Source organism: Desulfuromonadales bacterium (assembly GCA_035620395.1).
In the GTDB taxonomy this organism is placed as follows: Bacteria; Desulfobacterota; Desulfuromonadia; order Desulfuromonadales; family DASPGW01; genus DASPGW01.
The window spans coordinates 1-6,534 of sequence record DASPGW010000256.1 but is presented as its reverse complement, the minus strand read 5'-3'; the positions used below and the strand labels follow the sequence as shown (position 1 = coordinate 6,534).

Here is a 6,534-nt window from a genome sequence, read left to right as displayed (position 1 = left end):
GACCAGGGCGTACTGATTTTCCCGACGCACCGGCTGCTCTGCAATCTGTCCGATTTCAGCCCGGAGCCTTTTCTGGATGCTTTGGGCGAGTGGTTCGAAATCGAGACGCAGACGATTGCACCGACAGACGCAGAAGCCCGTAAAGAGATACGACGGGTTCTAAAGGAAAAGGGAAGGGCAAGACGTACCTTGGCCCTTTTTGCAGGTGGTGAAATAATTTATTATCTCTCCCTGCGCGATGAAAAGGTGATGGACCGCTTTTTCGACCCGAAGACCCCGAAGGCCCTGCGAACGCTGGATGTCTCCATTCTCCATCAGCTCATCTTCGAGAAGGTTCTCGGCATCACTGCCGAGGCGCAGGAACAGCAGTCTCATCTGAAGTACGTAAAAAACTTTGATGAGCCGTTTGAGCAGGTGCTCGCCGGCCAGGCTCAGGCAGCGTTCCTGATGAACGCCACCCGCATGAGCGAGGTGCGCGACGTGGCCAACGCTGGCGAGAAGATGCCGCAGAAATCGACTTACTTTTACCCCAAGCTCCTCACCGGTCTGGTGTTCAGCAAGATCGTGGAAGGGGAGAAGGTGACGGAATAAAGCAGGCTAAAGGCACGAGGCAAAAGGCCCAAAGACCAGGGTAAGCGGTTTTTCCCCAGCCTCGTTCCTTTAGCCTTTTGCCTAGTGCCTTGGGCCTCGCGCCTGAATTCAGGAGGTTTCGTGGAAATTCTCGGTATCGATATAGGTTTCGGTTTTACCAAAGCGACCAATGGCAGGGACTTCCTGGTTTTCAAGTCCGTGCTCGGGGAGGCGACGGACATCCAGTTTCAGGAACAGGTCCTGGCGAGTGCCACCGGCGATGACCATCTGCAGGTGGAGGTCGACGGCAAGTCCTGGTTTGTCGGCGAACTGGCCGAACGCCAGAGCAATGTCCGGTTTTTCACTCTCGACCAGTCCCAGTTCATCGCCCAGTTCGCCAAAAACCTGGCATTGACTGCCGCCGCCCGCCTGGTGGGAGGTTTCATCCCCATTAATCTGGTGACCGGTCTGCCGATCGGCTATTACCGCCAGCACAAGGACGAACTCGCCCGCATTCTGCAGGGCGAGCACAAGGTGGCCCTGCTCGATGCTGCCGGCAAGCGGCAGGAGAAAGTGATCAACATCAACAAGATTCGCGTCATCCCCCAGCCGTTCGGTTCGATGTTCAACCTGATGCTCAACGACCTCGGCGACCTTGGCGACAAGCGCCTGGTCAAGGAGAAGGTCGGCATCATCGACGTCGGTTTCCGGACCTCGGATTACACCATTTCCGACAAGATGCGCTATTCGGAACGGGGGAGCCGCACAACCGATTCGGGCATCGCCCGGGCCTTCAACGTCATCGCCACCAAACTGCGTGAGAAGAGCGGGGTCAGCGTCGAACTATACCGGCTTTACGATGCCGTCGATCGGGGTTCGATCAAGATCCGCGGCAAGGAATACGACCTGAAGGTGCTGACCGAACAGGTCTTCAGTCAGCTCGCCGGCGCCGTGGCCAACGAGGTCGAGCGGCTGTGGGCCGACGACTGGGATATGGATGCGATGGTCATCACCGGCGGCGGCGGTGCCGTCCTCGCCAGGTATCTCACGCCTCTGCTCAACGGCCACGTGCTCCCCGTCGACCCGAGTAAGGATGCCCGTCTCTGCAACGTGCAGGGCTACTGGAAATTCGGCAAGCATCTCTGGGCGCGCGGTGTCATCCCCTCGCCGCCCGCGAGTTGACCATGAAGGAGTTGTCCCCGATCGACATCCTGGAGTTTCTGCAGCAGCAGGCGCGCCACCCGCTGACCGCGCAGGAAATCCTCGAGCAATTCTCCCTCTCCAGGCCGCAGCGCCAGGCGGCCATGCGTCTGCTCCGCTCTCTGGTCGATGAGGGTGTCCTGGTGCATATCAAGGGGGATCGCTACTCGCTGCCCCGGCAGATCAACCTGGTCACCGGCACTGTTTCGGCGCACCGCGACGGCTACGGGTTCGTCTCACCGGCGCGCGGGGAGGGCGCGGACGTCTTCATCCCTGCCCGTTTCATGCGCGAAGTCATGAATGGCGACCGGGTGGTGGTGCGGGTGGAACATGGCTTGCGCAGCGGCCGTCCGGAGGGGCGGATCATCCGGGTGCTGGAGCGGGCGCACCGGACGCTGGTCGGCCGTTTCGAGGCCGGGCGCCGTTTCGGCTACGTGGTGCCGGCCGACCCGCGCCTGGGTACCGACCTGCTCATCCCCAGGGGCACCGCCCGCCAGGTCCGCCCTGGCCAGATGGTGGTCGCCCGCATCGATACCTACCCCGGCAGGAACCGCAGCGCCGAGGGGACGATTGTCGAGGTCCTTGGCGACCCGGCCGACCCGGAAGTCGAGATTCTGATCATTGCCCACAAGTACGGCCTGCCGGTCGAGTTCCCGGGAGAGGTTCTGGCTGCCGCGGCCACGGTTCCCGAGCGGGTGGAAGAGGCTGACCGGCAGGGGCGCGAAGATTTACGACAGCTGCCGACAGTGACCATCGACGGGGAGACCGCCAAGGACTTCGACGACGCCGTATCCGTGCGCCGCGAGGAGGATGGGCGGATCCGCCTCTGGGTCTCCATCGCCGATGTCGGGCATTATGTCGCGGAGGGGAGTCCGGTCGATCTGGAGGCCTACGAGCGGGCCACCAGTGTCTATTTCCCCGGCAAGTGCCTCCCCATGCTCCCCGAAAAACTCAGCAACGGCATCTGCTCGCTGAACCCGAATGTCGAGCGGCTGGCCATGACCGCCGAAATGCTCTTCGACCGGCAGGGTCACCGGTTGGAGAGCCGTTTTTACCCCTCGGTGATCTGCAGTCGGGCGCGCCTGACCTATACCGAGGTCGCCGCGATGGTCGTGCAGGAAGAGCCGGCGCCGATCGCCCGCTATCCGGAGATTTATCCCCATCTGCTGGTGATGGCCGAACTGGCCCAACGCTTGACGGCGATGCGCCGTCAGCGCGGCAGCCTCGATTTCGATCTGCCCGAAGCCGAGATCGTTCTCGACCTGCAGGGCCGTCCGGAGAACATCGTGCGGGCCGAGCGGAATCTGGCCCACCGGCTTATCGAGGAATTCATGCTGGCGGCCAACGAGGCGGTGGCGACTTTTTTGGCCGGCCGTGGCGCCCCCTTGCTCTATCGGGTCCACGAGCCGCCTTCGGCGGAGAAGCTGCAGTCCTTCCAGGAATTCATCGGCCACTTCAATTACGGGATTTCCCTCGAAAAGGGGAGCGTCGACCCGCGCAAACTGCAGGAGCTGCTTGCCGGGCTGGAGGGGAAGCCGGACGAGCGGATGATCAATCAGGTATTGCTGCGGTGCATGAAACAGGCGCAATATTCGCCGGAGAACGTGGGGCATTTCGGCCTTGCCGCGGACCTCTACTGTCATTTTACGTCACCGATCCGGCGCTATCCCGACCTGGTGGTCCATCGGGTTCTGCGGCAAGTGCTCACGGCGGGGAAAATGCCGGAAAAACGCAAAGCTCGTCTGCAGGAAGTCCTGCCCGCCATGGGGGAGCACACCTCGCAGCGGGAGCGGCGGGCGATGGAGGCCGAGCGGGAGATCGTCAGCCTGAAGAAATGCCAGTTCATGGCCGACAAGGTGGGAGCAGTCTTCGCCGGTTTTGTTTCCGGTGTCCAGCCCTTCGGCTTTTTCGTGGAACTCAAGGACCTGTTCGTCGAGGGCCTCGTGCATATATCGAGCATCGCGGACGACTTCTATGTGTTCGAAGAAGATCTGCACCGCCTGGTCGGTCAGCATCGCCGCCGAATTTTTCAAATCGGCGACGCAATGCAGGTCACGGTGGCAAAGGTCGACCTCGATCGGCGGGAGATTGATTTCGTCCTGGCGGATGATGAAGCAAAACCCGGGGTCAGGGGTCCAAAGTCCCGGGTCCAAGCTCCAAGTGCAAAAAAGAGTGGCAAAAGGAAACAGCCCCGTCGGCCGGGATAAGCTGTCAATTTCAGGATGAAATGAGAATAATTCGCGACCTCAACGAACTCATCGCGCCCCTGCCGAATGCCGTGGTGACCATCGGCAACTTCGACGGAGTCCATCTCGGTCACCGTGAGATTTTTCGCCGTCTGGTGAGCATGGCCCGGGAAATAGGCGGGGTGTCGGTCGTTTACACTTTTGTTCCGCACCCCCTCAAGGTTCTGGCGCCGGAGCGCGCTCCGCGCCTGATCAATACCTACGCAGAAAAGGAACGGCTGATCGAGGCCTCCTGCATCGACGTGCTGATTTGCGCTCCCTTCACCCTCGAAACAGCGACGCTTTCTGCTGACCGTTTTGTCGAGGAAGTCCTGGTGAAAAAAATCGGGGTTCGCCATCTCGTCGTCGGCTACGATTATGCTTTCGGTCGCAATCGCGAGGGAAACGCCGAGTTTCTCCGGCGCAAGGGCGAAACTCTGGGCTTCGAAGTCGAGGTGCTCGGGCCGATTGTCGGCCAGGGCGAGGTCTACAGTTCGTCCCGAATTCGCCGGATGCTCATGGATGGCGAGGTCCGTGCTGTGGTCAGTCTGCTCGGGCGCCACTTTTCCCTTCAGGGGGAGGTGGTGCACGGCGACAAGCGTGGCAAGGGACTGGGTTTTCCAACGGCCAACCTGGCGACCGAAAAGGAGATTCTCCCCCGTGCCGGTGTCTACGCCGTCAAAGTCAAACTCGCCGACCGTCAATTCGACGGCGTGGTCAATATTGGCTGCAACCCGACTTTCTGCCGGGAGGGACTGTCCGTCGAGGTTCACCTGCTCGATTTTCATGAGCAAATCTATGGTGAGACCCTGCGACTGTACTTCGTCGAGCGTCTGCGAGATGAAATGCGCTTCCCCTCTCCCGCGGAACTGCATCAGGCCATCGAAGCCGATATCACCCGGGCCCGGCAGATTCTTGCCGCTACCCGGATCATCGAATACCGGGATTATCTCGATTGCGGGATGAAGGTTTGAAGGCGTGAGACCATAGGAAGGGCTTGAATCTTGAGGTTTGAGTCTTCAGATCAATGTAGGTCGAAGGGCAAAAAGGACCTGCAGGACAGAGCGTGACGGAATTCATGAACATTCGCGGTACTACCCGCATCCTCGGTATTTTCGGCGACCCGGTCGCCCATTCGCTGTCGCCGCTCATGCAGAACGAGGCGCTGGGCCGCGCCGGAATCGACGCGATATACGTCCCTTTTCATGTCAAACCGGAAAATCTGAAGGCGGCCGTGGCAGGCATCCGCAGTCTCGACCTGTGGGGGGTGAACGTAACGGTTCCGCACAAGGAAGAGGTGATCCGCTTACTCGATGCGGTCGATCCGGACGCTCGTCTGATCGGGGCGGTGAACACCATCGTCAACCGTGGCGGCGTGCTGACCGGATACAATACCGACGCCCCCGGACTGCTGCGCTCGTTGGCCGAGGACCTGGGCTTCGACCCCTCCGGTCGGCGCATCCTGCTTTTGGGGGCAGGCGGGGCCTGCCGGGCGGCTTTGATGGCGCTGGGCAAGGCCGGCGCCGCCTGGATCGCTATCGCCAACCGGACCCGCAATCGGGCGGAAGTGTTGGCTGGCGAGTTCAACGATGTTTTAAAAGGCACGGAACTTGCTGCTTTTTCTCTGGACCCGGGGGAGCTTTCCGCTGCCCTGCCGCAGGTTGATCTTCTGCTCAATACCACCGCCGTTGGCTTGCAGGGGGAAGGCTTTACCGATTTTCCCTGGGATGCCCTCGTGCCGGGCGCTCAAGTTTACGACATGATCTATGGCCGGCAGGGAACGCCTCTATTGCGAACAGCCCAGGCTCGTGGCCACCAGGCGGTAGACGGCCTCGGCATGCTGGCGGCCCAGGGCGAGGAGGCTTTCTTTCTCTGGACGGGCCGGCGCTCTCCTGCCGGGTTGATGAAGGCCCGGCTGCTGGCCGAATACGCTGAGGTTTGAGGCCCTTTGCTTGACAGGGTTGCTCTTCTCTGATTAAGCTGCGTGAAATTCCGTATTCAGGAGATCTGTCAATAAGATGACAAGCAATCGGCTCGGAGAACTGCTGGTTCGCAACAAGCTGATCAATGAGGGGCAATTGGCCAAGGCCCTGGAGGAGCAGCGGGTTCAGGGAGGTCGCCTCGGCGCCAGCCTGATCAAGCTCGGCTTTCTCCATGAGGATGAGCTGGCGGCGTTTCTTTCCCGGCAGTACGGCGTTCCGTCCATCAATCTTTCCGAATTCGAGATCGACCCCACGGTTATCAAGCTGGTTCCCACCGAGGTTGCGCAGAAATACCAGGTGATCCCCATCAACCGGGCCGGTTCGACGCTCATCGTCGCCATGAGCGATCCCTCCAATATCTTCGCCATCGACGACATCAAATTCATGACGGGGTACAACGTCGAGGTGGTCGTCGCCCCGGAAGCCTCCATCAAGCAGTCTATCGACAAGTACTACGACCAGAGCGCCTCCTTCGACGAGGTGATGGGCGGCCTCGACGATATTGACCTCGAACTGGTCGATGAGGGGGAGGATGTCGACGTACGGGATCTGGAGAA

6 protein-coding genes are annotated in these 6,534 nt (G+C 60.6%); all 6 read left to right on the top strand.

All coding sequences use genetic code 11. The features are described from left to right. The coding region (locus tag VD811_13995; protein ID HXV22095.1) for a DUF1015 family protein at positions 1 to 591 on the top strand (591 nt) is incomplete at its 5' end. A gap of 120 nt (positions 592 to 711) precedes the next feature. After that, positions 712 to 1,752 carry a ParM/StbA family protein gene (locus VD811_13990; protein ID HXV22094.1) on the top strand — a complete coding sequence of 347 codons (1,041 nt, stop codon included), beginning with the start codon at positions 712 to 714 and terminating at the stop codon, positions 1,750 to 1,752. Between the two features lie 2 nt (positions 1,753 to 1,754). Continuing rightward, on the top strand, positions 1,755 to 3,977 hold the full coding sequence (gene rnr / locus VD811_13985; GenBank protein ID HXV22093.1) for a ribonuclease R: 2,223 nt from the start codon (positions 1,755 to 1,757) through the stop codon (positions 3,975 to 3,977). Between the two features lie 20 nt (positions 3,978 to 3,997). Beyond that, a complete protein-coding gene (locus VD811_13980; GenBank protein HXV22092.1) occupies positions 3,998 to 4,969 on the top strand; it encodes a bifunctional riboflavin kinase/FAD synthetase in 972 nt (323 codons plus the stop codon). A gap of 104 nt (positions 4,970 to 5,073) precedes the next feature. Next, a complete protein-coding gene (aroE, locus tag VD811_13975) occupies positions 5,074 to 5,937 on the top strand; it encodes a shikimate dehydrogenase (protein ID HXV22091.1) in 864 nt (287 codons plus the stop codon). Positions 5,938 to 6,013: 76 nt separating this feature from the next. Further along, on the top strand, positions 6,014 to 6,534 hold a 521-nt coding region (locus VD811_13970; protein HXV22090.1), incomplete at its 3' end, for a type II secretion system protein GspE.